This is a genomic window from Stagnimonas sp. FW305-C-60, assembly GCF_058782965.1.
The window spans coordinates 320,585-346,989 of the sequence record NZ_JBYSYF010000001.1; the positions used below are offsets into that span (position 1 = coordinate 320,585).

30 protein-coding genes are annotated in these 26,405 nt (G+C 69.4%); 12 read left to right on the forward strand and 18 right to left on the reverse strand.

Features of this window, described 5'->3' with window-relative positions:
- Positions 1–30 precede the first annotated feature (30 nt).
- From AC3WT6_RS01515 to lpxL, 5 genes are all read right to left on the reverse strand, one after another.
- Positions 31–1,905: an ABCB family ABC transporter ATP-binding protein/permease gene (locus tag AC3WT6_RS01515; RefSeq protein ID WP_492651783.1), complete on the reverse strand. Its 1,875-nt coding sequence runs from the start codon at positions 1,903–1,905 to the stop codon at positions 31–33.
- 120 nt (positions 1,906–2,025) lie between these two features.
- Complete coding sequence (locus tag AC3WT6_RS01520) at positions 2,026–2,148, reverse strand: hypothetical protein (RefSeq protein ID WP_492651784.1); 123 nt, start codon at positions 2,146–2,148, stop codon at positions 2,026–2,028.
- Between the two features lie 155 nt (positions 2,149–2,303).
- Positions 2,304–3,458 carry a L,D-transpeptidase family protein gene (locus AC3WT6_RS01525; RefSeq protein WP_492651785.1) on the reverse strand — a complete coding sequence of 385 codons (1,155 nt, stop codon included), beginning with the start codon at positions 3,456–3,458 and terminating at the stop codon, positions 2,304–2,306.
- A 40-nt stretch (positions 3,459–3,498) separates the two neighbouring features.
- Positions 3,499–4,458 (reverse strand): YybH family protein, encoded by a 960-nt coding sequence (locus AC3WT6_RS01530; RefSeq protein WP_492651786.1) that lies wholly within the window; start codon positions 4,456–4,458, stop codon positions 3,499–3,501.
- 83 nt (positions 4,459–4,541) lie between these two features.
- Entirely contained in the window at positions 4,542–5,465 is a 924-nt protein-coding gene (lpxL, locus tag AC3WT6_RS01535) for an LpxL/LpxP family Kdo(2)-lipid IV(A) lauroyl/palmitoleoyl acyltransferase (RefSeq protein ID WP_492651787.1), read from the reverse strand.
- Positions 5,466–5,564: 99 nt separating this feature from the next.
- On the opposite strand from lpxL, the gene waaA reads away from it, so the two are divergent.
- Genes waaA through AC3WT6_RS01550 form a run of 3 tightly spaced genes read left to right on the forward strand, consistent with a single transcriptional unit; the run spans position 5,565 to position 8,283 of the window.
- Positions 5,565–6,839, forward strand: coding sequence for a lipid IV(A) 3-deoxy-D-manno-octulosonic acid transferase (waaA, locus tag AC3WT6_RS01540; protein ID WP_492651788.1), 1,275 nt, complete (start codon positions 5,565–5,567; stop codon positions 6,837–6,839).
- A complete protein-coding gene (locus AC3WT6_RS01545; RefSeq protein WP_492651789.1) occupies positions 6,836–7,876 on the forward strand; it encodes a ligase-associated DNA damage response exonuclease in 1,041 nt (346 codons plus the stop codon). The genes waaA and AC3WT6_RS01545 overlap by 4 nt, the downstream gene beginning before the upstream one ends.
- On the forward strand, positions 7,873–8,283 hold the full coding sequence (locus AC3WT6_RS01550) for a GFA family protein (protein WP_492651790.1): 411 nt from the start codon (positions 7,873–7,875) through the stop codon (positions 8,281–8,283). Before AC3WT6_RS01545 ends, AC3WT6_RS01550 begins: the two co-directional genes overlap by 4 nt.
- Here the strand turns inward: AC3WT6_RS01550 and AC3WT6_RS01555 are convergent.
- Both AC3WT6_RS01555 and AC3WT6_RS01560 read right to left on the reverse strand, forming a co-directional pair.
- Positions 8,237–8,896 carry a protein tyrosine phosphatase family protein gene (locus AC3WT6_RS01555; protein WP_492651791.1) on the reverse strand — a complete coding sequence of 220 codons (660 nt, stop codon included), beginning with the start codon at positions 8,894–8,896 and terminating at the stop codon, positions 8,237–8,239. The two genes, AC3WT6_RS01550 and AC3WT6_RS01555, sit on opposite strands and share 47 nt — an antisense overlap.
- A gap of 64 nt (positions 8,897–8,960) precedes the next feature.
- Positions 8,961–9,521 carry a hypothetical protein gene (locus AC3WT6_RS01560; RefSeq protein WP_492651792.1) on the reverse strand — a complete coding sequence of 187 codons (561 nt, stop codon included), beginning with the start codon at positions 9,519–9,521 and terminating at the stop codon, positions 8,961–8,963.
- A 116-nt stretch (positions 9,522–9,637) separates the two neighbouring features.
- Here AC3WT6_RS01560 and AC3WT6_RS01565 point away from each other — a divergent pair, with 116 nt between their 5' ends.
- The 3 genes from AC3WT6_RS01565 (at position 9,638) to AC3WT6_RS01575 (ending at position 11,314) form a co-directional block, all read left to right on the forward strand.
- Complete coding sequence (locus tag AC3WT6_RS01565) at positions 9,638–10,612, forward strand: helix-turn-helix transcriptional regulator (protein WP_492651793.1); 975 nt, start codon at positions 9,638–9,640, stop codon at positions 10,610–10,612.
- Between the two features lie 73 nt (positions 10,613–10,685).
- Entirely contained in the window at positions 10,686–10,982 is a 297-nt protein-coding gene (locus AC3WT6_RS01570; protein WP_492651794.1) for a hypothetical protein, read from the forward strand.
- A gap of 56 nt (positions 10,983–11,038) precedes the next feature.
- A complete protein-coding gene (locus AC3WT6_RS01575; RefSeq protein WP_492651795.1) occupies positions 11,039–11,314 on the forward strand; it encodes a DUF2277 domain-containing protein in 276 nt (91 codons plus the stop codon).
- Between the two features lie 4 nt (positions 11,315–11,318).
- On the opposite strand, the gene AC3WT6_RS01580 is transcribed toward AC3WT6_RS01575, so the two are convergent.
- Genes AC3WT6_RS01580 through AC3WT6_RS01610 form a run of 7 tightly spaced genes read right to left on the reverse strand, consistent with a single transcriptional unit; the run spans position 11,319 to position 16,201 of the window.
- Positions 11,319–12,548, reverse strand: a complete 1,230-nt coding sequence (locus AC3WT6_RS01580) for an MFS transporter (protein ID WP_492651796.1) — start codon at positions 12,546–12,548, stop codon at positions 11,319–11,321.
- Positions 12,545–12,850 (reverse strand): antibiotic biosynthesis monooxygenase, encoded by a 306-nt coding sequence (locus AC3WT6_RS01585; RefSeq protein ID WP_492651797.1) that lies wholly within the window; start codon positions 12,848–12,850, stop codon positions 12,545–12,547. Before AC3WT6_RS01585 ends, AC3WT6_RS01580 begins: the two co-directional genes overlap by 4 nt.
- Before the next feature lie 4 nt (positions 12,851–12,854).
- The gene (rarD, locus tag AC3WT6_RS01590) at positions 12,855–13,766 is read right to left on the reverse strand and encodes an EamA family transporter RarD (RefSeq protein ID WP_492651798.1); all 912 of its coding nucleotides are present in this window, start codon (positions 13,764–13,766) and stop codon (positions 12,855–12,857) included.
- A gap of 2 nt (positions 13,767–13,768) precedes the next feature.
- Entirely contained in the window at positions 13,769–14,425 is a 657-nt protein-coding gene (locus tag AC3WT6_RS01595) for a glutathione S-transferase family protein (RefSeq protein WP_492651799.1), read from the reverse strand.
- A 3-nt stretch (positions 14,426–14,428) separates the two neighbouring features.
- Entirely contained in the window at positions 14,429–15,154 is a 726-nt protein-coding gene (locus AC3WT6_RS01600) for a glutathione S-transferase family protein (RefSeq protein WP_492651800.1), read from the reverse strand.
- A 20-nt stretch (positions 15,155–15,174) separates the two neighbouring features.
- Positions 15,175–15,804, reverse strand: coding sequence for a LysE family translocator (locus AC3WT6_RS01605; protein WP_492651801.1), 630 nt, complete (start codon positions 15,802–15,804; stop codon positions 15,175–15,177).
- A gap of 28 nt (positions 15,805–15,832) precedes the next feature.
- Complete coding sequence (locus AC3WT6_RS01610; protein ID WP_492651802.1) at positions 15,833–16,201, reverse strand: nuclear transport factor 2 family protein; 369 nt, start codon at positions 16,199–16,201, stop codon at positions 15,833–15,835.
- A gap of 153 nt (positions 16,202–16,354) precedes the next feature.
- Here AC3WT6_RS01610 and AC3WT6_RS01615 point away from each other — a divergent pair, with 153 nt between their 5' ends.
- The 3 genes from AC3WT6_RS01615 to AC3WT6_RS01625 all read left to right on the forward strand — a co-directional run bounded on the left by AC3WT6_RS01615 (position 16,355) and on the right by AC3WT6_RS01625 (position 18,468).
- Positions 16,355–17,236: a LysR substrate-binding domain-containing protein gene (locus AC3WT6_RS01615; RefSeq protein ID WP_492651803.1), complete on the forward strand. Its 882-nt coding sequence runs from the start codon at positions 16,355–16,357 to the stop codon at positions 17,234–17,236.
- A 91-nt stretch (positions 17,237–17,327) separates the two neighbouring features.
- On the forward strand, positions 17,328–17,582 hold the full coding sequence (locus tag AC3WT6_RS01620) for a hypothetical protein (RefSeq protein WP_492651804.1): 255 nt from the start codon (positions 17,328–17,330) through the stop codon (positions 17,580–17,582).
- A 4-nt stretch (positions 17,583–17,586) separates the two neighbouring features.
- Positions 17,587–18,468: a TIGR01777 family oxidoreductase gene (locus AC3WT6_RS01625; RefSeq protein ID WP_492651805.1), complete on the forward strand. Its 882-nt coding sequence runs from the start codon at positions 17,587–17,589 to the stop codon at positions 18,466–18,468.
- On the opposite strand, the gene AC3WT6_RS01630 is transcribed toward AC3WT6_RS01625, so the two are convergent.
- On the reverse strand, positions 18,465–18,743 hold the full coding sequence (locus AC3WT6_RS01630) for an acylphosphatase (RefSeq protein ID WP_492651806.1): 279 nt from the start codon (positions 18,741–18,743) through the stop codon (positions 18,465–18,467). The genes AC3WT6_RS01625 and AC3WT6_RS01630 overlap by 4 nt on opposite strands.
- Here AC3WT6_RS01630 and AC3WT6_RS01635 point away from each other — a divergent pair.
- Together AC3WT6_RS01635 and AC3WT6_RS01640 are read left to right on the forward strand one after the other, a co-directional pair.
- Positions 18,742–19,494 carry a hypothetical protein gene (locus AC3WT6_RS01635; RefSeq protein ID WP_492651807.1) on the forward strand — a complete coding sequence of 251 codons (753 nt, stop codon included), beginning with the start codon at positions 18,742–18,744 and terminating at the stop codon, positions 19,492–19,494. The genes AC3WT6_RS01630 and AC3WT6_RS01635 overlap by 2 nt on opposite strands.
- A gap of 47 nt (positions 19,495–19,541) precedes the next feature.
- A complete protein-coding gene (locus AC3WT6_RS01640; RefSeq protein WP_492651808.1) occupies positions 19,542–20,243 on the forward strand; it encodes a glycerophosphodiester phosphodiesterase in 702 nt (233 codons plus the stop codon).
- Positions 20,244–20,299: 56 nt separating this feature from the next.
- Here AC3WT6_RS01640 and AC3WT6_RS01645 read toward each other — a convergent pair whose 3' ends face one another.
- Both AC3WT6_RS01645 and AC3WT6_RS01650 read right to left on the reverse strand, forming a co-directional pair.
- Positions 20,300–20,902 carry a hypothetical protein gene (locus AC3WT6_RS01645; protein WP_492651809.1) on the reverse strand — a complete coding sequence of 201 codons (603 nt, stop codon included), beginning with the start codon at positions 20,900–20,902 and terminating at the stop codon, positions 20,300–20,302.
- Between the two features lie 108 nt (positions 20,903–21,010).
- On the reverse strand, positions 21,011–23,098 hold the full coding sequence (locus AC3WT6_RS01650) for a prolyl oligopeptidase family serine peptidase (protein ID WP_492651810.1): 2,088 nt from the start codon (positions 23,096–23,098) through the stop codon (positions 21,011–21,013).
- 213 nt (positions 23,099–23,311) lie between these two features.
- Here AC3WT6_RS01650 and AC3WT6_RS01655 point away from each other — a divergent pair, with 213 nt between their 5' ends.
- Entirely contained in the window at positions 23,312–24,532 is a 1,221-nt protein-coding gene (locus tag AC3WT6_RS01655) for an OmpA family protein (protein WP_492651811.1), read from the forward strand.
- A gap of 70 nt (positions 24,533–24,602) precedes the next feature.
- On the opposite strand, the gene AC3WT6_RS01660 is transcribed toward AC3WT6_RS01655, so the two are convergent.
- The gene (locus tag AC3WT6_RS01660; protein WP_492651812.1) at positions 24,603–26,375 is read right to left on the reverse strand and encodes a patatin-like phospholipase family protein; all 1,773 of its coding nucleotides are present in this window, start codon (positions 26,373–26,375) and stop codon (positions 24,603–24,605) included.
- Positions 26,376–26,405 lie beyond the last annotated feature (30 nt).

Sequence of the window (26,405 nt, forward strand, 5' to 3'; positions counted from 1 at the left end):
TTCGCACCTGAACAAGGCAATAACAGGTTTTCACGATTCGCGTTGACCACCGATGGCGGCGATGCCGAAATCCGCGCTTAGGCCTGCGTCGCTTCCGCCTGACGGGCGCTGGTGGCGCTGAGCCTCCCACAAGCGGGCGTAGGCACCGCCCGCGGCCAGCAGCTCGGCGTGACTGCCGCGCTCGACCACCCGCCCTTGGTCCAGCACCACGATCTGGTCGGCATGCACCACCGTCGACAGCCGATGGGCGATCACCAGCACCGTGCGCTGCGCCGCCGCCTCGCGCAGGGCGGCGAGGATGCTGCGCTCGGCGATGGTATCGAGCGAGGAGGTGGCCTCGTCGAAGATCAGCACCGGCGGGTTCTTCAGCAGCACCCGGGCGATCGCCACGCGCTGCTTCTCGCCGCCGGAAAGCTTCAGGCCGCGCTCGCCCACCGGGGTATCCAGGCCCTGCGGCAGTCGGGCGACGAAGTCGGCCAGATGCGCCCGCCGCACCGCCTGCGCCACCGCCTCGCGGCTGGCTTCGGGACAGCCGTAGCGCAGGTTCTCCAGCAGGCTGTCGTTGAACAGCACCACGTCCTGCGGCACCACGCCTAGCGCCGCGCGCAGGCTGTGCAGCGGCAGCCGGCGCAGATCGACCCCGCCGAGCAGCACCCGCCCCTGCTGCGGGTCGTAGAAGCGGAACAGCAGGCGCGCCAGAGTGGACTTGCCGGCGCCGCTGGCGCCGACCACCGCGACGGTATGCCCGGCGGGAATCTCGAAGTCGGTGCCGCGCAGGATCTCCCGCTCCGGCCGGTACCCGAAGTGCACCTGCTCGAAGCGCACCGCCAATGGCCCCGCCGGCAGCGCCAGCGGCTGCTCCGGGTCGGCGATCTTGGGCACCAGGGCTTGCAGGCGAAACAGCTTGCCCATGTCGGTGAGCGCGCGGCGGATCTCGCGGTAGACGAAACCCAGCACGTTGAGCGGCACGAACAGCTGGGTCATGAAGGCGTTCACCGCCACGAAATCGCCCAGGCTCATCTGCCCCTGGCCGACCCGCAGCGCCGCCAGGCTGGTCATGGCGGTGAGGCCGGCGGCGATGATGCAGGCTTGGCCAGCATTGAGCAGGGCCAGGCTGCCACGGCTTTTCCCGGCGGCGCGTTCGTAGCTGGCCAGCGCGCCGTCGTAGCGGCGCGACTCCAGCGGCTCGGCGCCGAAGTACTTCACGGTTTCGAAGTTGAGCAGGCTGTCGAGCGCGCGGGCATTGGCCTGGCTGTCGCGCTCGTTGGCCTCGCGCACGTAGCGGGTGCGCCAGTCGGTGACCCGCACCGACCAGAACACATAGGCGACCACCGCCGCCAGCGCGATCAGGGCAAAGCCGATCTCGTAGACCTTCCAGAGCACCGCCATCACCAGCGCCAGCTCCAGCAGTGTCGGCAGGATGGTGAACAGCGCGAAGCGCAGCAGAAAACCGATCCCCTCGACGCCGCGCTCGATGTCGCGCGCCAGGGCGCCGCTGCGGCGCGACAGGTGAAACTCCAGATCGAGCCGGTGCAGATGCTCGAACACCTCAAGGCCGGCCCGGCGCATCGCCCGCTCGGAGACGCGGCCGAACACCACGTCGCGCAGCTCGCCGAACAAGACGTTGACGAAGCGCAGGGCGCCGTAGCCGAACAGCAGCGCCAGCGGCAGGGCCAGGGCGGCGCCGCGATTGGCGTCGAGGGTGTCGACCAGGCGCTTGAGCAGCAGCGGCAGGCCCACCGCCGCCAGCTTGGCGGCGATCAGCATCAGCGCGGCAAAGCCGACGTGGACCGGAAACGCCTTGAGCGAGGGCCACAGTGCGCGCAGCGCCTGGGCCAGCGGGGCGGGCGGCTCGGCTTCGGGATTGGACTGGGGGGCCGGCTCGGCCGGCGGCAGGGGCTTCATGGCAGCGCAGTGGCGGCGCGCGGCGGCCGCCGCGCTATCCCAGAGTTGGGCTCACTACAGGCCCCTTGCAAGGGCGGACCGCCCGCGCGGCAAGGTCGCGGGCGCTGGACTTACCGAGGGTCAGGCGGCTTTCTTCAAGGGCGCGCCGGCGGCGGCCAGGCGCTGGAACACCTGCTTCAGGCTGGTCTGGGCCGGCGTCGTGGCCGGGCCGGGGTTGTTGCTGGCGGCAGTCGTCTTGTTCATCGCGCGCTCCTCTGGAGATGCGGAATATATTCCCAGTAAAAACATAGCACAAGAGAACAGACTTAAAGTTAGTTGCGAATTTCTGACGGCACCCAACCGCAAAACGCCCGAGGCGAGGCCGGGCAGGTGCGGATTCAGGGGATGCCGCGAGCGCTTCAGCGGCTCTCTTCGAGCACGATCTTCCAGCCGCCGTCGGCCTGGCGCTTCCAGTACTGCTGCTTGCGCGAGCTGACCGCGTAGTTGTCGCTGTTGTAGTCCTGGATGAACTGCGCCATCACCAGGTTCTCCTCACCCGGATAGCGGAACAGCTCCAGGTCGCGCAGCTTCACCTCGATGCGCTTCTTGGCGGCGTTGACCCGGCGCTTGTGGGCGGCGAAGGCGGCGCGGTTCATGCCGTCGGTGCTGAAGTTGGCGGCGTAGTAGCCCAGATAGGCCTCGGTGTCGCGCGCCGACCAGCGGGCGCGCCAGGCCTCGACCAGTTTCAGCAGCGGCTCGCGCTGCGCCGCCAGCTTGGACGGCTCCTGCCAGTCCAGCTTATCGGCCAGGATCACCGGCGTCTGCCCGGCCCGCAGATAGGGCTTGAGCGCGACCAGATCGTCATTGGCCATGGTCACGCAGCCCTCGCTGGAGCGCGGCGCCCGCGAGTAGGTGTCGCGCGGCACGCCGTGCAGCCAGATGCCGGAGCCGGAGCGGCCGAGCTTCTGGTCCCAGCGATTCGGATAGCTGAGCGGAAAAGCGCCGGCGCCGTACATCTCCGGCAGGCCCTGGTCGTTGAGAAAGCCGGTGATGGTGTAGATGCCGATCGGCGTGCGCAGATCGCCCTTGCTGCTCTTGCCGGCGCCGTTGCGGCCCATGGCGGCGTAGTGCTCGCGCAAGACCTTCAGCTCGTTGCCGAGATTTTCCAGCAGATAGAGCCGGGCGCTGGAGAGATCCACCACCACCAGATACTTCTGCGCCTTGGCGACCTGCAGCACCAGACTGGGCAGGCTGCCGGCCAGCTTCACCGGCGGCGACAGCCGCAGCTGCGCCTCCTCCAGCAGATCCTTGAGCTGGGCGTCGCCACTGCCGGCCAGCTTGCTGTTGGCACCGGAGCGCACCGCCAGCAACTCGCCGTAGATCAGCTGGGCCAGGCGGAAATTGGGCTCCTGCTTGACCAGCTTTTCGAGCTGCTGGAAGGCCTCGTTGTTATGGCCGGCGCGCAGCTGGTCGACCGCGGTCTTGAGCTGCTGCTCGGGGCTGAAGTTGGCCTGGACTGCCAGCGGCAGCAGGGTGCACAGCAGCGTCAGCGCGAGCCGGGGGGGGAACCGCATCGGGAATCTGTGCGTCCTGTCGTCGGCGGCGGCTCGACGTTTAGCGAATGTATTCGCGAACAATCTTCCAGCCGCCTTCGGTGGCCCGCAGTTCCAGGGTCTTGTTGACCTGGTCGGAGAAGCTGTCGGACTGGTAGTCCTGCACGAAATTGACGCGCACCCGGTCGCCGCCGATGCGACTGATCTCGGGATTCAGCGCACGCACCGCGATGCGCGCCGGGCGGCCGATGCGCTCGCGGCGCTGCTGCTCCCAGCTGGCGCGGGTCAGCCCGCCTTCGGGCGCGAAGTCCGGCGCGTACTGGGCGAGATAGCCATCGACATCCTTCGCCGACCAGGCCTTGGCCCAGGCCAGCAGGCTGGTGTTGATCGCGGCGGCGTCGATGCCCGGGTCAACCGCAGCGGCCGCCACCGGGGTCGGGGCGGCGGCAGGAACCGCGGCCGCGGCAGCCGGCTTGGCCACCGGAGCGGCGGACGCAGACGCGACACCGGCCAGACCGGTGTCGAGCTGGTTGACCAGGTTGAGCTTGTAGCGGACGGTCTGGTTGCTCTGGTCGAGCATCAGCGCGCGGTTGTAGGCGGCGCCGGCCAGGGCGGCGTAGATGTCGCCCAGGTTCTCATGGGCGGTGGCATAGGCCGGATGGGTAGCGAGCGCGGCTTCCAGCGCGTCGCGCGCCTTCTCGTAGTCGCCCTGCTGGGCGTAGAGCACGGCCAGGTTGTTGTAGGGCTCGGGCAGCTGCGGGTAGTCGCGGGTGAGATCGGCGAAGGCCTTGAGCGCCTCCTCGGTCTTGTTCAGCTTGACCAGCACCAGACCGCGGGTGAAGCGGCCCTCGGCGTCCTGCGGCGAGCTGGCGAGGTGGCGGTCCAGAGTCTTGAGCGCGCCTTGCAGATCGCCGCCGTTGAGCTGGGCCTGGGCCTGCTCGACCGGGGTCGCGGCGATGGCCAAGGGCGCGAAGGCGGCCGCGGCGGCAAGGAAAGCGAGGCGGGATAGGGTGCGGTTCACGCCGAAAACCTCAGGTGTACTGGCCTTTTATTAGGCCGGAACTATAAGCCATTTACCTGACGGGAAGCGCGCGCACGGCCGACTCAGGCGTAAATGTCCACCTCGCCCGCCGGCACATGCTTGAAGCGCCGGTGCACCCAGAAATATTCGGCCGGCGCGTAGGCGCGGATACCGGCCTCCAGCACCGCGTTGACCCGCGCCGCGTCGGCGCTCTCGTCGGGGCCGGGAAAGTCCGCCAGCGCCGGTTCGATCACCACCTTCCAGCGGCCGCCGCCCTGATAGGCCGGAAAGTAGGGCACCACCGCCGCCCGGCCCATCTGCGCCAGCTTGCTGGTGGCGACGATGGTGGCGACCTTCTTGCCGAAGAAGGGCACGTAGACGCTGATGCGAGTGTCCAGGGTCTGGTCCGGCGCGTACCAGACCGCCGCGCCGCCGCGCAGGGCCTTGACCAGGGTGCGCAGCTCGTCGCGCGGCAGCGCCGGCAACCGCGAGCGGCGCTCGCGCCAGCGGTGCATGAAGTAGTCCATCAGCCCGTTTTCGTAGGGCCGATACATGGCGTGGAAGTCGACGCCGGCCAGGCACAGGAAGCGCGCGCCCAGCTCCAGCGTGGTGAAGTGGCCGGTGAGCAGCAGCGCGCCCTGCTTCTTCGCCTGTACGGCACGCAGATGCTCAACGCCTTCCACGGTGCCCAAGCCGCGCAGACGGGCGTCGGAGCTCCACCAGGCCAGCGCCGCCTCGAACAGGCCACGGCCGAGCGCGGCGAAATGGGCGTCGACCATCGCCTCGCGTTGCGAGGCGCTCTGCTCGGGGAAGGCCACCGCCAGATTGGCGCGGACGATGCGCCGGCGCGAGCCGAGCAGGCGACCCAGCCGCCGCCCCAGAGCTTCGCCGAAGGCCAGCTGCCAGGTGATCGGCAGCAGGTGCAGCAGCCGCATCAGGCCCAGGCCCAGCCAGACCGGCCAGTAGCGGGGGCCAAGGAAGGAGGCGCGGAACGGTGGGGCGTGCATCGGCGGCGGTGGTCGGCCCAGGCTGGCGGGCGCGGCATTGTAGTCGCCAGGGTCGGCAGAGCCGACAATGCCGGCCTACCGCGATGCCTGGCCCCGACGATGCGCCTGCTCTACACCCTGCTGCTCACCCTGCTGACGCCGCTGATCGTGCTGCGCCTGCTGCTCAAGAGCCGCGAGCTGCCGGCCTACCGGCAGCGCATCGCCGAGCGCTTCGGCCACGTGGCGCGGCCGCCGGAGGGCGTGGCGGTGTGGGTGCATGCGGTCAGCGTCGGCGAATCGCTGGCGGCGCTGCCGCTGATCAAGGCGCTGGTCGCCAAGCACGGCGAGCGCCGGGTCTGGGTCACCACCACCACGCCCACCGGCAGCGAGCGGGTGACGGCGGCGCTGGGCGAGAGCGTGATCCACAGCTACGCGCCCTACGACCTGCCGACCGTGGTGGCGCGTTTTCTCGACCGCGCCCGCCCCGCGAAGGTCGTGGTGATGGAAACCGAGCTCTGGCCCAATCTCTTCCGCGCCTGCGCGCAGCGCGGCATCCCGCTGCTGATCGCCAACGCCCGGCTGTCGCCGCGCTCGTTCAAGGGCTATGGCCGGGTCGCCGGCTTTACCCGCGCCACGCTGGCCGACACCGCCCACATCGCTGCCCAGAGCGCGCTCGATGCCGAGCGCTTCCGGGCACTGGGCGCGCCGCGGGTGAGCGTGGCCGGCAATCTCAAGTTCGATCTCGCGCTGCCGGAGGCGCAGCTCCTGCGTGGCCAGCGCATCCGCGCGGCCTTGGGCGCCACACGGCCGGTGTGGATCGCCGCCAGCACCCATGAGGGCGAGGAAGAGATCGCGCTGGCCGCGCAGTTGCAGGTGCTCAGGACTTTGCCCGCCGCGCTGCTGATCCTGGTGCCGCGCCATCCGCAGCGCTTCGATGCCGTGGCGCGACTGGCGGAGCGCGCCGGCCTGCGCCTGCTGCGGCGGAGCGCGCTCGACTTCCCCACCGACGCCGACGCGCCGGCGCCGGGCGAGCCACCGCAGGTGCTGCTCGGCGACAGCATGGGCGAGATGCTGGCCTATCTCGAAGCCAGCGACCTCGCCTTCGTCGGCGGCAGCTTCGTGCCGGTCGGCGGCCACAACGTGCTGGAACCGGCCGCCCTCGGCAAGCCGGTGCTGTTCGGCCCGCAGATGCACAACTTTCTGCCGGCGCGCGAGCTTTTGCTCGGCTGCGAAGCGGCGCAGGAGCTGGCCGAACCCAGCGCGCTCGCCGAGGCGGTGCTGAGCCTGCTCGCCGACCCGGCGCGGCGGCAGTCCATGGGCACGGCCGGCGCGGCGGCGGTGGCCGCCAATCGCGGCGCCCTGCAACGGCTGCTGGATCTGGTCGCGGCGGCATGAGCGCGCTGGTGGTGCCCAGCGCCGCCGGGCTCTACTGCCCGGCGGGCGACTTTTACATCGACCCGGTCAAGAAGGTGCCACGCGCGGTGCTCACCCACGCCCACGCCGATCACGCGCGACCGGGCATGGGCCAGTACTGGGCGGCGCGGCCCGGCGAGGGCCTGCTGAAGATCCGTCTCGGCCGCAATGCGCCGCTGACCAGCCTGGCCTATGGCGAGCGCCTGCAACTCGGCGCCGCGACCATCAGCCTGCACCCGGCCGGCCATGTCCTGGGCAGCGCCCAGGTGCGCATCGAGGTGGCAGGCGAGGTCTGGGTGGTGAGCGGCGACTACAAGCGCTGCCCGGACCCGAGCTGCGCGCCCTTCGAGGTGGTGCCCTGCGACACCTTCGTCACCGAAGCCAGCTTCGCGCGCCCGGACTTCCACTGGCAGCCACCGGCCGAGGTGGTGCGCGAAATCTTCGACTGGTGGCGGCAGTGCCGGACCGAGGGCCGCACCGCGGTGCTGTTCTGCTACGCACTGGGCAAGGCGCAGCGCATCCTTGCCGAGCTGGCCGCGCTCACCAACGAGACCGTGCTGCTGCACGCGGCGATGACGCCGCTGGTGAAGGCCTACCGCCAGGCCGGCGTGCCCATGCTGCCGACCGAACCGGTGGGCGACCGCCCCAAGGGGACCAGCTTTGCCGGCCGGCTGGTGCTGGCGCCGCCCGGTGCCGGCGGCACACCCTGGATGCGCCGCTTCGCGCCCTACTCCACCGCGCTGGCCAGCGGCTGGATGCAGTTGCAGGGCACACCGCGCCGCGCCGCCTACGAGCGCGGCTTTGTCCTCAGCGATCACAGCGACTGGCCGGGACTGGTCCGCAGCATCGAGGAAACCGGCGCCCGCCGGGTGCTGGTGATGCACGGCCGCAGCGAGGCCCTGGTCGCACATCTGCGCGAGCGCGGCATCGCGGCGGCGGCGCTGGAACCGGAGCCAGGTTTGGAGGCGGGGACGGCGGTCTCCGGCTTCGCGGAAATCACCGAGGGAGCTAACGCGTGAACGAGCTTCGAGGTTCCTGTCTCTGCGGCGGAGTGCGCTATGCGCTGACCGCGCCCCTGAGCGAAATCGGCCTCTGCCACTGCCAGCAGTGCCGCAAGGCCAATGGCAGCGCCTTCGCCGCCAACGCGCCGATACCGGAAACCGCGTTCCAGCTACTGGCCGGCGCCGAACTGCTCAAGGCTTACGAGTCCTCGCCCGGCAAGCAGCGGGTGTTCTGCGGCCACTGCGGCTCGCCGGTCTATAGCCGCAACGCCAGGAAGCCGGGCGTACTGCGACTGCGCATCGGCCTACTCGATACCCCGGCCGGACACAGTCCGGACTTTCACTTCATGACCGCCTACCGCGCGGACTGGTACGCGATCAGGGACAACCTGCCGCAGCATCCGGAGTACCCGAGCTGGCGCTAACACAAGACGTGGCTGGCAGGGATACCGTGCTCGCTGCCTCGCTTGCCGGCAAACCCAGGGCCTTGCGCACTGCGGGCGCCAGCTTGGTCAGGCCGCCGCGCTGGCCCAGACGCAGCGCTTCTTCCGGCGGCAAACCCTCAATCCAAGACGCACGCAGCGCCAACAGCGCGGAGCTGCGGTTGCCGCTGGCGCAATGCACCAGCACCGGCTCGCCCTTGAGCGTGGCGAGCTCCTGATCCAAGCGCCGCACCATCTCCGGCGTGAGGTCTTCGGCGCCACGCACCGGCAGACGCCGGAAACTCAGCCCCAGTTCGGCAGCCCAGGCCGCCTCCGTCTCCATCCCCGGCTCCGCAGGACGCAGATCGATGACATGACGCAGGCCCATGTCCCGCAGCTTTTCCAGGCTGGCACGGTCTGGCGGGCCGCCGCTATAGAGGTTGGGGCCAGCGAGAAACAGGGCCTGGAAGCCGGGGACCGCGGCAGCCGCCGGTCGCGCCTCGTCCGCTCCGGCCGCCGTCCCGAACAAGAGCGTCAGCAACAGCAGACCGACGCGCCTCAGCGCCCGTCCGGCGCCGAACCCGGACATCTGTGACTGGTGGGGTTGGTATGACATGCCGCCTAGGCTACGTCATACCCCTGGGGCCTGCCCTTACTACCTGCACGGTCTGCGCCGGGGCTTAGGCGGGCTGCAAGCCCACGGCGCGCTGAAACTCCGCCAGACGATAGGCCGGCACCTCGGGCTGGAATTCCGGATCGGTCGCCGGATCCCAGCCCAGGAAGGCGCTGACGTAGGCGCCGGCGAACCCACCCTGACCTTCGCGCAGCTCGGCCTGGCTACCGCACCAGCGCAGGCTCACCCAGGGCCGCAGCTTGGCGGCCAAGGCCAGGATGCGGCTAGGGTCGGCCGCGCCACTGGCATCGAGTTCGTCGGCCGCCACCCGCAGCAGGATGCCCAAGCCGTGGCCGGCCTCGGAGAAGCGCAGCACCTGAGCGGGAATCTCGCGCGAAAGCCGGCTCAGCAGCGCCGCCGGCGACGCCGCCCAGCACCAGCGCAGGGTGGAGTCCTGGCCTGCGCACCAGGCGACGCCGAGCGGCTCGGCGGACTCTGTGGTCAGCCGCGTCGGCAGCGGGCGGCGGCCCGGCATCGGCTCCGGCCGCGGCCGGGCCGGCAAGCGGCGAAAGCCGGCCGGGCGAAAGGTGGGGAGCAACTGCGGTAGGCGGATGGCGAGGGCGGACATGGCGGCGTTCGGCGGGTTGGTGGACGGTGCGGCTACACTGCCGGCGCTGCATCTCAAGGCGTGAGACGCAGCCCTCCGCCGGTCGGCCGCCGGCAGCATCAACTCACCGAGCGACGATGGAACGCGGCGAGCGCTTTCACGAAATTCACCGGCTGCTGAAACCCGGCGGCTGTGTGACTACGCAGCGCTTTCTGGAGCAACTGGAAGTGTCGCGCGCCACCTTCATGCGCGACATCGAATACCTGCGCGACCGCCACCGCGCGCCCATCGAGTACGACAAGGCCGAGAACGGCTACCGCTACCGCGCCGGCGAGAGCGGCTTCGAGCTGCCGGGCCTGTGGTTCTCGGCCGAGGAACTGCACGCGCTTTTGACCATGCACAGCCTGCTGGAGCAGATGGGCTCCGGTCTGTTGGCGGAGTCGGTGGCGGCGCTGCGCGGCAAGCTGGAGCAACTGCTGGGCGATTCCTCGACCGCCTTCGCCGAGCTGCGCAAGCGGGTGCGCATCCTCACGCCGGGCCAGCGCATCGCCGCCAGCGAGTCCTTCGCGCCCATCGCCAAGGCCCTGGTCGAGCGTCGGCAGGCGCGCGTGCGTTACTGGGCGCGCAGCACCGACGAAACCACCGAGCGCGACATCTCGCCGCAAAGGCTGATCCACTACCGCGGCAACTGGTATGTCGATGCTTGGTGCCATCTACGTGGCGGACCGCGCAGCTTCGCGGTGGACGGCTTGCGCGAGGTGCGGCTGCTGGACGCGCCCTGCCACGAGGTCGGCGACAAGCAGCTCAACGCCGCGCTCGGCTCCGCCTACGGCATCTTCGGCGCCAGGGAGCGGCGCTGGGCCGAGCTGCGCTTCAGCGTCGAACGCAGCCGCTGGGTCAAGGACGAGGTCTGGCACCCGGAGCAGAGCCTGAAGCTCGGCAAGGACGGCCGCATCACCTTGCGCGTGCCCTACTCCTCGGCGGTCGAACTGCAGATGGAAATCCTCAAGCTCGGCGCCGACGTCGAGGTGCTGAATCCCCCCGAGCTACGGGAAGCGGTGATCGCCGCCGCTCAGGCCTTGCTGCGCCAATACGGACCCGCCCCCGGATGAGCGGGAGGTGGCGTCTCACCTGCTGAGATGCAACCCCGGGAGCATGGCCGGCCCCGACACACCGGAGACCGCCATGCCAACCAACCGTTCCAGCCTGCCTTTGAGCCTGCACGCCCAGGTGCGCATGCAGCAGCGCGGCCTGCCGGCCGCCGCGCTCACGCTGATCTGCCGCTACGGCCGGCGCCAGCACGACCATCAGGGTTGCGCTCTGGTCTATCTCGACCGGCGCGGCCGCGAGGCGATACGACGCCACGAGGGCGAGCAGATCTACCGCGAGTACGAAAAGGCCTGGGACGCCTATCTGCTGGAACGCGTGGGCGGCGCGGTGCTGACCACCGGGCATCGCACGCGCCGCTTCCACCGTGGGTGAACACCGGCCACCCGAGGTTTAGGCTTACCCCCGGCAAACCTGCGCTGGAATCCGTCATGTGCCGCAACATCAAGACGCTCTACAACTTCGAGCCGCCGGCCACCGAGGACGAAATCCGCGCCGCCGCCCTGCAGTTCGTGCGCAAACTCAGCGGCTTCAATGCGCCCTCGAAGATCAACGAGGCGGCGTTCAATCGCGCGGTCGAGCAGGTGAGCGCAGCCGCGAGCCAGCTGATGGACTCGCTGGTCACGCTGGCACCACCGAAGGACCGCGAGGCCGAACGCGCCAAGGCGGTATTGCTGTCGGTGCGACGCTTCGGCGAATCGCGGTAGTGGCTCAGGCCGTCGCCAGACGTGGCGCCAGGCGCTCTTCCCGGATCGGCAGGTTCGCCACCGCCGCGAGCAGGGCGAAGCTGATATCGAGGTACCACATCCAGCTGTAGTCGCCGAACCGCGAAATGGTTAGCCCGCCCAGCCAGGCGCCGAAGAAGCCGCCGATCTGGTGCGAGAGCAGGGTGAGGCCGAACAGGGTCGCTAGGTAGCGGGTGCCGAACAGCTTGCCGACCAGGCCGGCGGTGGGCGGCACCGTCGCCAGCCAGGTGAAGCCCAGCGCGGCGGCGAACACATAGAAGGTCAGCGGCGTGCGCGGCGAGACCAGGTAGATGGCGATCATCAGCGCCCGGCTGGCGTAGATGCCGGCGAGCAGATACTTCATGCGGAAACGCTGGCCCAATGCGCCGGCGCTCAGGCTGCCGGCGATGTTGAACAGGCCGATCAAGGCCAGCGAGACCGCCGAGACGTTCGCCGACAGACCGCAGAGCGCGACCTCGCCGGGCAGGTGGGTGACCAGGAAGGCGATGTGCAGCCCGCAGGTGAAGAAGCCCAGATGCAGACACCAGTAGCTGCGGTCGGCAAAGGCGCGACGCACTTCCGCTCCCAGCGCCGGCCCGGCCGCCACCGGAGGTGCTCCTGCGGCGACGGCCGGGGCAGCCGGCGCGCGCAGCCAGCGCGCTAGCGGCAAGGTCAACAGGCTGGTGGCGGCGAGCGTGAACATCGCCGCGGCCCAGCCGGCGGCGGCGATGATGACCTGCGTCAGCGGCGCGAACAGGAACTGGCCGAAGGAGCCGCCGGCATTGATGAAGCCGGCCGCGAAGGGGCGGCGCTCCGGCGGCAGCAGGCGTGAGGTGGCGCCGATCAGGATCGAGAAACTGCCGGCGCCGGCACCCGCCGCCGCGAGAATGCCGAGCGCGAACAGCAGGCCCCATTGATTGGGCAGCAGGGGCACCAGAACCAGTCCGCCGGCCAGCATCAGGCCGCCCAGCCGCACCACGCCTACCGAGCCATGGCGGTCGGCGTACATGCCGAACAGGGGCTGGGCAACGCCCCAGATGAGCTGACCGACCGCCAGCGCGAAGCTGATCGTGGCGATGCTCAAGCCGGCGCTGTCGTGGATCGGCGCCACGAACAGGCCCAGCGATTGCCGCACGCCCATGGTCAGCGTCAGGATCGTCGCCGCGACGACCATCAGCAGCCAGGCCGCGCGCGACTCGGTGGTGGTAGTGCTCATGTCGGCGTCTCCACGGCTTGCTCGAATTCAGTGAGCGCCTCGCACTCGGCATCGAGCGCCGCGTACTCGCGCGCATAGCGCTGACGGAAGGCCTGATACGCCTGAGCCGACTGCCAACGGTCCACCGTGCGCCAGGTTCCGGGCGCACCGGCCAGTGGCTGCAAGCTGGTGCCCAGATAGCCCTCGCCGCGCCGGAACAGCCGCACCCAGGCGCCGTACTCGCCATAGGCGGCCAGGAACTCGGCCTCGCGACCGGGCGCGGGGCGAAAGTCCCAGACGATACGGTGCTCGGCGCCGCTCATCTCATCAGGCCGTCGCCAGCGCCGGCCGGCTGCGGTAGCTGCGCCAGAAGCCTTCGCCGGCGTACACCGCCAGCGCCGACCAGATCAGGCCAAAACCAATCAGCTGGGTCTGGGTGAACGGCTCGTGGAAGACAAAAATGCCGGTGATGAGCTGCAGCGTCGGCCCCAGGTATTGCAGCAGGCCGACGGTGGACAGCGGGATGCGCCGCACGCCGTAGGCGAAGGCCACCAGCGGCACGGCGGTGACCGCGCCGCTGGCGATCAGCAGGGCGTCGAGCAGGCGGTCGTGATGGCCAAAACTGAGCGTGCCGGCCCGCGCGCACCAGAACAGCCAGGCCAGCATGATCGGCGCGATCAGCAGGGTCTCCACGCCGAGTCCGGCCACCGAGTCGACCGCCACCTTCTTGCGGATCAGGCCGTAGCCGCCAAAGCTCAGCGCCAGCGCCAGCGCGATCCAGGGCGGGCGACCGACGTTGAGGGTGAGCCAGAGCACGCCGAGCGCGGCCAGGCTGACGGCGATCCACTGCATGCGGTTGAGATGCTCCTTGAGCACGAACACACCGAGCAGCACGCTGACCAGGGGATTGATGAAATAGCCCAGGCTGGACTCGACCACATGGCCATTGGTCACCGCCCAGACGTAGATCAGCCAGTTAACGCTCACCAGCACCGCCGAGACCGCCAGGCGGCTGCGCGCAACGCGGTCGGCCAGCGCCGCCCAGACCTTGCCCAGCTCGCCCTTGATCGCCAGATAGCCGAACACGAACAGGCAGGCCCAGACCACGCGGTGGGCCATGATCTGCACCGAGGGCGTGTCGTGCAGCTGCTTCAGATACAAGGGCAGCAGGCCCCAGATGAAGAACGCCGACACCGCGGCAAGGAAACCACGCCTTCTTTCTGCTTCTTCCGCGCTCATCGCTACGACTCCCAGACCACGATCTGTTCCTGCTGCAAGGCGCGCTGTACCGCCGGCCGCGCCACCACCGCTTCTGCCTGCCGGGTGTAGCGCGGATAGCGCGCGCGCATGTCCACACCCACACGATTGCCCCAGCGGTAGAACACCAAGAGATAGGCATCGACCAGCGAGTAGTCGGCGCCCAAGGCCCACTCCCGCCCTTGCAGGCGCTGCTCGATGTCCCGGTAGGCGAGGTCCAGCAGCTCCAGGCCGCGCGCCTTCAGCGGCGCGTGCAGGCTTTCGTCGCTGACGAAGCGCGCCGGACGGAACACCTGTGCGAAGGCGTGGGCGTGGACGCTGGAAGTGAGCCAGGACATCCACTCGATCACCCGCGCCAGCGGCTCGCCGGCCGTGGGTAGCAGCCGCGTTTGCGGCTTGAGACCGGCGAGATAGATCAGGATCGCCGGCACCTCGGTGAGCACCCGCTCGCCATCGGCATCGCGGATCCACAGCGCCGGCACCCGGCCGCGCGGATTGATCGCCAGGTACTCGGGCTTCTGGTTGTCGCCCTGGGCGACCAGAACCGGCGCGGCCTCGTAGGCGATGCCCAGTTCCTCCAGCGCGATGTGTGGCGCCAGCGCACAGGTGCCGGGCGAGTAGTAGAGGCGGTAGTCGCTCATGGGCTAGTCCGATTCCGGTATCTGGTAGAGGTGCGCTGGCCGTGGCGGCAGGCGGTCGCTGAGATTGATGCGCTCGTCCGCGAACACCGTCTGCACGCTGGGGCGCGCCAGCGTGCGCTCGCTGAGCGCGGCCCAGCGCGGGTAGTTGCGCTGCGGCGCAAAGCCATAGCGCTTGGCCCAGCGGTAGAACACGATCAGCAAGGCATCGACCACCGAAAAGCCATCGTCCTGGCCGGAGCCAAGTACGAAGCCCTGCTCCGGCAGGCGCGATTCCAGATCGGACCAGTAGCGCGTCAGCAGGGCGCGACCGCTGGCTTCGACCTCGGCTTGCGCCGCCAGGCTCTCGGCGTAGCACATCGGGTAGAACACCTGCATGAAGGCGTAGGAGTGCACGTCGGTGGCGAGCCAGGACAACCACTCCCAGCCACGCGCTTCCAGCTCCGGCGCCTCCGGCAGCAGCCGCGCCTGCGGGTGCTGCCGCATCAGGAAGCGCAGGATCGCCAGATTCTCGCTGAGCAGGCCTTCCTTGCCGTCCAGCCGGTAACTCAGCACCGGCACATGACCGCGCGGGTTCACCGCCAGGAACTCCGGCTTCTTCTGGTCGCCGGCCGGCAGCAGCAGCCGGGTGGTGGCGTAGTCGGCGAGGCCGGCGCGCTGGATTTCCTCCAGCGCGATATGGCTGGCCAGCGAGCAGGCGCCCGGCGCGTAGTAGAGACGGTAGTGGGGCATCGTCGGCTCCGGAGGCGTGGTCATGGGCGCTGCGCGGCAACAGCAAGCTTCAGCCCCAGAGCGACCATCACGCCGCCCGCGGCGCGGTCCACCCAGACCTGGTAGCGGAGGTAGGCCTGCCGAGGCGCGGTGGTGGACAAGGCCAGCGCCACCAGCGAGTACCAGCCCGCTTCGATGACGAAGACCGTCGCGGCGACCGCGAGCTTGAAGACCGGCGTGGACTGGGCCGGAAGAAAGGCGGCAAAGACACTGGCGTAGACGATCGCGGTCTTGGGATTGCTCAACTGCGTCACCAGACCAAGCAGGAAGGGACGCGAGGCACGGGCTCCGCCCAACGCCGTCCCCAGATCGAGCCGGGTCTGCCCGGCGCCCCGCCAGATGCGGATGCCCAGATAAGCCAGATAAAGGCCGCCGGCCAGCTTCAGTGCCAGGTACAGCGAGGGCAGCGCCAGCAGCAGGGCCTGCAGGCCGGCGAGCGCGGCCAGTGCGAAGACCAGGCCGCCCAGCCCCATCCCCAGCGCCGCGGCCACGCCCTGCGCCCGCGAGCTGGCGGCGGCGGTGCGCGCGACCATCACGAAGCTCGGGCCCGGGCTGGCAGCTCCCAGTGCGAGGGCGGCGGCGATTCCGGCGAGTGCGGTCAGCTCCTGCATGTGTGGGCTCCTTGATAAACCTGTGTGCTCAGGCGGTGGACGCATCCAGCGTCTGCCCACCCTGGGCGAAGCTGGCCTTGCGGATCAGGCCCGCCTCGACTTCGTAGATGCAGAGCATCTCCACCGTTCCCCGCCCTTCCGGAAAATTGCGGGTGATGCGTTCGTGATCGACCACCCAGCCGGCCATGACGCTGCGGCTGAGCAGTTCGGCGCGCAGATCCGGCTCGGCGAAGCGGGCCAGGAAGCGCGGCCTCAGTTGTTCGTGGCCACGCGCCAGCAGACCGCCGTGCAGCTGGTACTGCTCGGCGTCCGGCGCATAGCAGGCCAGCAGCGCCTCGACGTCACGGGCGTTGTAGGCCTCAAGCTGGCGCTGCACGAGGGCTTCGGCGGGGCTCATTAGCGATGGCAACCAGGGGCGGTAGTGGCAACGGCGCGCAGTCTGCGCGCGCGCCCCAGGCAACGGAAACGAAGTGTTTTGCCCAGCGCTGTGAGCCAAATTCACAGCGAGCTAGACTTCAACGCCCCTCGCCCGCGTCCCGGAGCCCGCCCGATGACCACTCGCCTGCCGCCGTTGGCAACGCTGCAAGCCTTCGAGGCGGCGGTGCGGCACCAGTCCTATACCCGCGCGGCGCAGGAACTGGCGCTCACCCACGGCGCCATCAGCCATCACATCACCGGCCTGGAAGAGCGGCTGGGCGTGAAGCTGTTCGAGCGCGAGAAGAACCGCATGGTGCCCACCGAACAGGGCCGCCTGCTGGTGGTGAAGGTCCGGCAGGCCCTGGGCATGCTGGAGCGCAGCTTCGCCGGCGGCGCACCGGGCCGGCAGCTGACCATCAACCTCAGCGTGCTGCCCTCGATGGCCGGCCGCTGGCTGGTGCCGCGCCTGGGCGACTTCATTGCCCGCTATCCGGACATCGATCTCGCCGTCGACGTGCGCGCCACCCTGGCCGACCTCGCGGCCGGCGAAGCCGATGCCGCGCTCCGCTTCGGCGCCGGCGGCTGGCCGGAAGTGCAGCAGGTGCGGCTGATGGGCGACGAGTCGTTCCCGGTGTGCGCGCCCGGCTACCGCAACGGCCAGCTGCCGCGCAGCCCGGAGGAGCTCGCCGACTGCGTGCTGATCCGCAATCCCTGGCTGCCCTGGGAACCCTGGCTGCACGCCGCCGGCCTGCCGTTCCGCGAGCCCGCACGCGGGCCTTCGTTCACCGACTCCTCGGTGCTGATGGACGCCGCCGCCGCCGGCCTCGGCGTCGCCCTGGCGCGGCGCACCCTGGTCGAGGGCGATCTGCAGGCCGGCCGCCTGGTGCGCCTGTTCGAATTGTCGGTGCCCGATCCCTACGGACATTACTTCGTCTGGCGCGCCGATCATCCGCAACTGCCGGCGCTGTTCGCGCTGCGCGACTGGCTGCTGGAGCAGACGCAGGCTTATAGCTAGAGTGCAGGGCGTCCAACAGATTCTTTGCGTCTGGCGGCCTGGTCGCCGACCAGCGCCGGTCCTTACACCTCAGGCTGCAGGAGCCTCTCCGATGAGCCGCCCCACCCCCGTGTCGCTGCTCTGCAATGTGCTGGGTCTGATCGCCCTGATCGCGGCGACGGAGGCGGCGGTCAGCGGCTTCGTGCTCGATTGCGCGCAGGTCAGCCTGGTCAATTGCCGGCTGTATGGGCTGCTGGGCGCGGCCCTGGGATCGGCCCGGCTCTATGCCCTACTGTGTCTGCTGGCCGGCGGCAGCCTGCTGATCCTGGGCTATCGTCTGCGCCGTGGGCGCGGCACCGGGAGCTAGCGCCATGCACGTGCTGGTCACCGGCGGCACCGGCTTCATCGGCCAAGAACTGGTGATGGCGCTGGTGGCCAACGGCCATCGGGTCAGCGTGCTCAGCCGCAAGGCCCGCGAGATGCCGTTCCGGGAAGGAATCCACTACACCGGCCGGCTCGACGGCCTGCGCGCCGTCGATGCGGTGATCAATCTCGCCGGCGAAAACCTGGCCGAGGGGCGCTGGACCACTGCCCGGAAGCAGCGGTTGCGCGATTCCCGCATCGGCACCACCCAGCGGCTGCTGAGCTGGATGGAGAGCCTGCCGACGCCGCCGCAGGCGCTGATCAGCGGCTCCGCCATCGGCTATTACGGCCCGCGCGACGACACTCCGCTGGACGAATCCGCCCCGCCCGGCGAGGACTTCGCCGCCCGGCTCTGCCGCGACTGGGAGGCCGAGGCCCTGCGCGCGCAGGCGCTGGGACTGCGGGTCTGCACCCTGCGCACCGGCGTGGTGCTGGGCCGCGACGGCGGCGCGCTGGCGAAGATGCTGCCGGCCTTCAAGCTCGGCGGCGGCGGACCCATGGGCCATGGCCAGCAGTGGATGAGCTGGGTGCGCCGGGTCGATCTGGTGCGGCTGCTGGTCTGGCTGCTGGAGAACCCGGCCTGCCGCGGCGCCTACAACGGCACCGCGCCGGAGCCGGTGCGCAACCGCGAGTTCGCCCGTGCGCTGGCCGCCAGCCTGCGCCGGCCGGCGCTGCTGCCGATGCCGGCGCCGGCGCTGCGCCTGCTGCTGGGCGAGATGGCCGGGCTGCTGCTGAGCGGCCAGCGGGTGCTGCCGGTCCGCGCCCAGGCCGAGGGCTTCGTGTTCCGCCACCCCTCGCTGGACGCGGCGCTGCGCGAGATCGTGCGCTAGCGCAACACCTGGTAGCCACGGCCGGCCTCGACCGTCTCGGCATCGGCCTGCCAGTCCAGCGACTCCACCCAGGCGGTGGGCGGCCCCTGCTGCAGCCATTGCCGCAGCCGTTCCAGCGCGGTCGGCGAACCCGTCGCCAGGCCCTCGACACTGCCGTCGGCGCAATTGCGCACCCAACCTTCCAGCCCGAGCTGGCTGGCGCGACGCTGGGTGGCCTGGCGGAAACCCACGCCCTGCACCCGGCCACGCACCCTGAAGCGATACACTCCCGTCATGGCGAAAAAATCCCCGCATTCCTCGGCCAAATCCCGGCGCAGTCTACGCGCCGGCCAGGTATTGGAGGCCGATAGGCCGGAAGATCCGCAGCGCCTGCGCTTCAGCGCCGCGCTGCCGGGCGTCAACGGCGATTCGCTGCTGCGGATGACGGTGGAGGCCTACTCCGAACCGGCCGCCGGCGGCGGCGAGCGCCTGCGCCTGCGCGCCCATCTGCAAGCCAATTTCGCCAGCGGCCTGAAGCCGGCGCTGGCGCAGTTCGGCCAGCGCTGGAGCGAGCGCCTGGCCAGCCGCGCCTACGCCGCCCTGCCCGACCCGCAGGCCGGAGAAGCTCCGAAAGCCGCGCAGGCCCTGACCCAGGCGCTGGCGCCGTTCGCCCGCCGCGCCGGCGGCTGGCTGGAGCGACGCGTCCAGGCCCAGGCACCGCGGCTGGCGGCGGCGCTGACGCCGTTGCTCAGCCACGATGTGCAGAGCTGGTTCGAGCTGCACGCCTCCACCGGCCCCCTGGCCGACGGCGCCCGCGCCCTGCTGCCGGAAGTCGCCCGGCTCAATGCCCTCGGCATCCAGCCGCTGGAAGGGCCCAACGCGCCGCCGGTGCAGACCTGGGCCGGACAGATCGGCAACGAGGTGGCGCAGGTCTCGATGCTGCGGCTCGACGACCGCCAGCTGCCGGAGGCCCTGCGCGAACGCCTGGGCGGCCAGCCCTTCCAGCTCGCCGCCGCGCTGGTCAACCTGGTGGCGCGCAAGCCCTGAGCCCGGCGCCGACTACACTGGCGACCGCACCCCAACGGAGCCCGCGCATGTCCCAGCCCCTGCTGATCGGCCACCGTGGCGCCCGTGGCCTGGCGCCGGAAAACACCCTGCGGGCGCTGGAGGCGGGCATCCTCGCCGGCGCGCCCTGGCTGGAATTCGACGTACAGCGGCACCCTTCGGGCGAGCTGTTCCTGCTCCACGACCTGAGCCTGGACCGCAGCACCAACGGCCAGGGCCTGGCTAGCGAGCTGAGCTGGGAGGCGCTGCGCGCGCTCGACGCTGGCCTGGGCGAACGGCTGCCGACGCTGGACGAGGCGCTGGACCTGATCGACCAGCGCGCTGGGGTCAACATCGAGCTGAAGACCTGGGACGGCACTGCTGCTGCCGTGGCCAGCAAGCTGCGCGAGCGTGTCGCCGCCGGCTGGCCGCTGGAGCAGCTGCTGGTGTCGTCCTTCCACCTGCCGGAGCTGTTCGAGTTTCACCAACTGGCGCCAGAGATTCCGGTCGGCGCGCTGCTCTGCGGCGTACCACTGGACTGGGCGGCCTGCGCCAGCGAGCTGCAGGCCATCAGCCTGAATCTGTCCAGCGAGTTCGTCGATGCCCGCCTGGTTGCCGACGCCAAGTCGCGTGGATTGACGGTGTATGTCTATACCGTCAACGACCCGGAGGAGTATCGCCGGCTGGCGGCGCTGGGCGTCGATGGCGTGTTCACAGACTACCCGGACCGCCTGCGCGCCCTCGCCACCTGAGCCTGGGCCACAAAAAAGCCGCCCGAGGGCGGCTTTTTTGTGCGGCGGACGAAGTCTTACTTGCCGTCGTGCAACGCGGCGAACTTGGCCACCAATTCGGCCGGCTCGCTGGCGGCGCCGACGTAGGTCACCTTGCCCTTGGGGCCGGTGCCGACATAGCCGCTGGCGGTGCCGTTCTGGCGGAAGGCCACCAGCGCGTTCCAGTTGTCGAACACATAGGTGCTGCCGTCCTCGATCTGGACGAAACCGAAGAAGCCCTTGGCGAGGCCCTGAACGTTCCCTTCGTAGAGGTTCTGCGCGCCGCCCTTGTAGCCGACGATCTTTTCCATCGCCTTGGTCTCGTCCTTGGTGAGGGCGAACTTGCCCTTCTCACCCTTGGGGCCGACGCGGAACTTGGTCACCACCAGCGGGATTTCGTCGGTCTTCAGCCAGACCTTGTAGCTCTTGGCATCAGCGAACACGAAGATGGTGTTGTCCTTGCGGATCTCGAAATAATCGTCGTTGTTCAGGCCTTCGGCCAGGCGCTTGGCGGCCAGCTCGCTGTCGTAGGTCTTTTCCTTGTCGGCGCCCATCCAGCTGTCCTTGCTGGCGCAGGCGGTGGTGAGGGCGGCGAGGCCCAGCAGGGCGGCTTGCGCCGCGAGACGCGCGGTAAACGACATGATGACTCCCTGAGCGATTGGCTTTGATTCGGGCGCAGAGAGTGCCAAGCGCGGGTTGCGATTCGATGACAGTCCGGCGCGCCGCCCGCGCCGGACCGGGAGACCGCGCTACTTGGTGTAGTGCGCCAGGAAGGCCAGCACGTCGGCAACTTCGTCGATCTTCTTGCCCACCGGCTTGCCGGCACCGTGGCCGCCGCGTTCCTCGATACGGATCAGCTGCGGGTTGGGATTGCCGGCATTGGCCCACTGCATCGCCGCCGCGTACTTGAAGGAGTGACCGGGCACCACGCGATCGTCGTGGTCGGCGGTGATGGTCAGCGTCGGCGGGTACTTCAGGCCCGGCTTGACGTTGTGCACCGGCGAGTAGGGGTAGAGGTAGGCGAAACCCTCGGCGGTCTCGGAGCTGCCGTAGTCCTCGCGCCAGGCGGCGCCGATGGTGAATTGGTGGAAGCGCAGCATGTCCATCACGCCGACGCCCGGCACTGCCGCCGCGAACAGCTCCGGGTGCTGGTTGAGGGTGGCGCCGACCAGCAGGCCGCCGTTACTGCGGCCATGAATGCCAAGGTGCTTGGCCGAGGTGTACTTGTGGGCGATCAGGTATTCGGCGGCGGCGGCGAAGTCGTCGAAGACGTTTTGCTTGCGCTCCCTGGTTCCAGCCAAATGCCAGGCCTCGCCATATTCGCCACCCCCTCGCAGGCTCGGCTGGGCATAGACGCCACCCAGTTCCATCCAGGCCAGGTTCTGCGGCGAGAAGGTCGGCGACAGCGAAATGTTGAAGCCGCCGTAGCCGTACAGCAGGGTGGGGTTGGCGCCGTTCTTCTTGAGGCCCTTCTTGTAGCTGATGAACATCGGCACCTTGGTGCCGTCCTTGCTGGTGTAGAACACCTGCTCGGTCTGGTAGTCGGCGGGATGGAAGGCCAGCTTCGGCGCCCAGTCCAATTGGGCCAGGCCGGTCTTCATGGTCAGCCGGTAATTGCTGGCCGGCTGGGCAAACCCGGTGAACTGAAAATAGGCCTCGGGCTGACCGGGCTTGCCGGTGATGGCGGAGACGTCGCCGATGCCCGGCAGGCGCACCTCGCCCAGCTTTTGGCCGCTCAGGGAGTAACGGCTCAGGCGCGAGCTGGCGTCGTGCAGGGTCTTCACCAGCAGCTGGCCGCCGACATGGGTGACCGAGTCGATCACGTCCGCGCCCTCCGGTACTACCCCGAGCCAGTGTTGCGGCTCAGGGTGCTTGAGGTCGATTGCCACCACCCGCTTCTTCGGCGCACCGTCGGTGGTCAGCACGTACAGGATGGAGCCCTCGCTACCGACCACCGTATAGGAGCGCTGGAAGTCCTTGCCGAGCAAGAGCAGTGGCTGGCCGCCGAACTCCGGCTTCAGCGGGTCCTTGAGGTCGTAGACATAGAGCCGGTTGTTGTCGGAGGCGCCTTCAGTGACGTAGGCCAGGGCGTAGCGGCCGTCGTCGCTGAGATCGCCGACCGCGGTCCAGCTGGGGTCTTCCGGCGCATGCACCACCAGGTCCTCGGACTGCGGAGTCCCCAGGCGGTGGTAGTAGAGCGTATGGTTTTCCAGGCGCTCGAAGGTCTTGCCGGCGTTGTCGGTGCTGGGCCTGGGCTCGGGGTAGCGGGAATACAGCAGGCCCTGCTCGTCCTTGGTCCAGGCCTGGCCGGAAAACTTCACCCGCAGCAGCTCATCGGGCAGATCGGAGGCGGTAGCGACGCTGCGGAAGCGGATCACCTCCCAGTCCGAGCCAGCCTCGGCCAGCGCGTAGGAAACGGTGGTGGCCTTGGCACTGGGCTCCCACTGGGTCAGTGCGGTGGTGCCGTCCTTGGACAGCAGATTGGGGTCCAGCAAGGGCCGGGCGCTACGGCCGGCCTGCACCATCAGCTCGGCCTGGTTCTGCAGGCCGTCATTCTTCAGATAGAAGCGCTGTCCTGCGACCAGGCGCGGCGTCGAGCGGCGTTCGAAGTTCCACAACTCGGTCAGCCGCTGCTTGAGCGGCGCGCGCTCCGGCAGCGCCGCGAGGAAGGGATCGGCCAGCGCCTGCTGGGCCTTGACCCAGCTCAGGGTCGCGGGAGCGTCAACGTCTTCCAGCCAGCGATAGGGGTCGGCGACCCGGGTTCCGAAGTAGTCTTCGACCACCTCGCCGCGTGGCGTCGCCGGATAGTCAGTGGCGGCGGCGGCGAGGCTGGGCATGAGGGCGTAGGCGAAACAGAGACTGAGGCGTTGTAGGGCTGATTTCATTGCGAATGTGCTGCCAACTTGGCGTAAGACTTGCGTTAGAGTATGCACACGTTCATGGTTCGTCGCCGCAGAGTGCTGCGCTCCCTAGAGAAGTAGTGTCTTGAAACTGACGATCCGCTCATGGCAACACTCGATCCAGGGCTTTTGCAAGGGACCCCATACAGTATGAAAAAGCTACTTCTGGCTGCCTCCGTGGCGGCTGTCACCAGCAGCGTTTCCGCGTTTGAACTGCCGGACACCTCCAAGGCCTATGGCGGCGGCATGTTCAGCTACCTCGCCACCGACGATGCTCGTCCCAGCGATTACGGCACCGGCTTTCAGCTGGTCGGCGGCCTGCCGCTGACCGAGAACCTGAACCTGGAAGCCACCGCTTTCCTGAGCTATCTGCCGCGCAATACCGACGACACCGCCGACGGCAACGCCGGCCTGGGCCTGGACCTGCTGATCATCCAGCGCAAAGGCCTGTGGAGCAGCTTCTTGCTCGGCGGCTTCGGCGCGGTCTACGACGACGTCAGCAGCCAGGGTCAGGCGGCGCCGTATATCAACATTGGCGTCGGCCTGGCTCGTGCCCTGCCCTGGAAGAACCTCTCGGTGCGCGGCGAAGTTCGCGGCGTCTACGATTTCAACGACAACCTCGGCTACGACCCGAACGTGAACGCGGGTGGCGGCACCGATCTGCGCTTCAATCTCGGCCTGGTCTACGGCCTGTTCGGCCAGGAGCCTGTTCCCCCGCCGCCGGCCGACACCGATGGCGACGGCGTAGCCGATCCTAGCGACCAGTGCCCCAACACCCCGCCCGGCACCGCCGTGGACGCTGTGGGCTGCCCGCTGCCGCCGGCCGACACCGATGGCGACGGCGTGGTCGATACCCTGGACCAGTGCCCGGGCACCCCGGCCGGTACCGTGGTCGATGCCCGCGGCTGCCCGCCGCCGGCTCCAGTTGGCAACCCCGACCTCGATGGCGACGGCGTGCTCAACGATGCCGACCAGTGCCCCGACACTCCGCAGGGCTTCAAGGTGGATGGCGTCGGCTGCATGGTCGAGCAGACGGTGGCGCTGCAGAGCGTGAACTTCGAGTTCGGCTCCGATGCGCTGACCGCCGAAGCCAAGGCCATCCTCGACGGCATCGCCAAGAGCCTGGCGGCGCAGACCGCGGTGAAGGTGCAGGTGACCGGCCACACCGACTCGCTCGGCCCGCAGTCCTACAACCTGACGCTGTCGCAGAAGCGCGCCAAGTCGGTGATCACCTACCTGACCAGCGTCGGGGTGGCCACCGAGCGTCTGAGCGCCGAGGGCGAGGGTGAGTTCAGCCCGATCGCCAGCAACGACACCGAAGACGGTCGCGCCAAGAACCGCCGCGTCGAGTTCAAGATCCTGGCCCAGTAAACAGTCGGCAAAATCCGGCCGGGGCGGATGCCAAATCCGCCCCGGCTTTTTTGTGCCCGCGATCCGGGGCTCAGTGCTGGAGTTGTTCCAGGATTTCCGGCAGCCGCGCCATCGCGTGCCGGTAGCCCTTCTCGGCGATGGCGTCGAGGCTTTTCCAGTCGAAGGTCTGGATGCCGCCCACCGGCATGCGCAGGTAGAGGTCGGCGCATTCGGCGCGACGGCGCAGCCCACTTTCGGAGGTGAGCGTGGAGGTGCGGAACAGGATGTCGAGCAGCCCCACCCGCCGACCGTCGGCACCGACGCGCAGCACCGCCTCGAAGTCGGGGCCTTCGATGCCCGGCGCGGCGATGCTGCCCTCGGTGGAGACATCGCTGGCGATGATCGGTCCGCGCGCCAGGTTCTGCATCACATCGGTGGGCAGGCTGTTGACTACCGCGCCGTCGGCCAGCAGATCGCCACGCCAGGCCACCGGTGGCGCCACACCGGGGATGCACATGCTGGTGCCCACCCAGGCTGCCAGTGGACCACGGTCGTGCACTACCGCGGTGCCGCGGGTGAGATTGGTGCTGACGCAGTAATAGGGCGTGCGCAGTTCTTCGATCTGGATCTCGCCAAACACTTCCAGCAGGCGCTTGCGCAGCTTGCGACCACCGATCAACGCCACCCGCGGCAGCATGTAGTCATTGAGCAGATTGCGGCTGACGAAGGTATCGCGGGTAATCTGCAGGATGGTGGCGTGATCGTGGCCGCAGGCATGCAGGGCGGAGACGAAGGCGCCCATGCTGGTGCCGCCGATCAGATCGGCCGGCAGCTTTAGCTCGTCGAGCGCGCGCAGCAGACCGATATGCGCAAAGCCGCGGGCGCCGCCACCGCCCAGCACCAGGCCCAGGCCACGGCCGGTGAGCTGACGCACCAGGCTGTGGACGTCGGCCTCGACCCCCGGCCGCAGGTAGTAGTGACTGCCGGCATGCAGGGCCTGCTGCCAGGCCGCGGTGGCCGAGGCGCCGGCACCCGCGGGGCGCAGCAGCACGGTATCCACCGGCGTGCGTACCGAGGCGCGCGCCAGTGCCTCCAGCATGCGCGAGGGCGCCGGCGGCGCATTGGCATCGGCTAGCACCAGCACCCGGTCGGCTTGGCGCAGCGCGCGCAGCGCCCAGACATCGTCGCCGTGGCCGGCGTCGTAGACCAGATAGTCGTGCTCGGCTTCCACCGCGTTGAGCCAGGCCATCAGCGCGGCATCGGCATCGCTGTTGCCCGGCGGCAGACTGGCCGCGCCCGCGCCCAGCGCCTCATTGACGCGGCCGGCATCGATCAGCGCACAGCGGCTGTGCTTGTTGAGGGTGGCCTGGAAGCTCAGCGCCAGACCGCGCGCATCGAGGTCGGGCGTGGCCGCCACCACCGCGAAGGTGCGGGTGCGCCTGGCCTTGGCCAGCATTGCACTGCGGCTGTTCTGGCGCAGGCGGGCGACGATCACCCGCGCCACCGCCACCAGCGCCGCCGGGTGATCGAGCATGAAGGCGTAGAAGGCCTCGCTGGAGAACTTCCACAACAGACTGTCGCGCAGCGCATGCACCGAGGCTCCGCGGGTTTCGCCGGAGAGCACACCGATCTCGCCGATCGGCTCCAGGCGGGTGATGTCGCCGGCCACCTGGCCGCTGGGCAACACCGCACGCAGACGGCCAGTGGCGACGATGTAGAGCGCGTCGGAGGCCTCGCCCGAGGAAAACAGGGTTTCGCCACCGCGCACCGTCACCGGTTTGGCGCAGGCCGACAGCGTATCCAGCGCGGCCTGGTCCAGGCCGACAAACAGCTCGCACTCGGCGAGTGTGCTGCGGGCCTCCATGGTCAGGCTGCTCCGGGCGGGAAAGGAAAC